Here is a 258-nt window from a genome sequence, read left to right on the forward strand (position 1 = left end):
CGGGTTCCAATCGGCGATCTCGACGCGCTCGGGTGTGATGCCCGCCTCGGCGAAGGCGTCGGCGATGCCGGCGAAACGCAGGCCGATCGTCGCGCTGCGGCGCGGGTTGTGGAGCACCTCGTCGGGAAGGTCGCCGATCATGCCGATGCGGCGGTGCCCCGCCTCGATCAGGCGCCTTGCGACGGCGTACCCGGCGGCGCGTTCATCAGGAAGAACGCTGGGGTGATCGGCCGATGAACGTCCGTTCACGATGGCGAT

General features: G+C 69.4%; 1 pseudogene. It reads right to left on the minus strand.

The window, feature by feature from the left end:
- Positions 1–258 (minus strand): annotated as a pseudogene (locus tag SB660_RS21850) (hypothetical protein); the annotation flags it as partial.

Origin of the sequence: Bacillus sp. SIMBA_005, assembly GCF_046535585.1 — a bacterium.
In the GTDB taxonomy this organism is placed as follows: Bacteria; Bacillota; Bacilli; order Bacillales; family Bacillaceae; genus Bacillus; species Bacillus pumilus.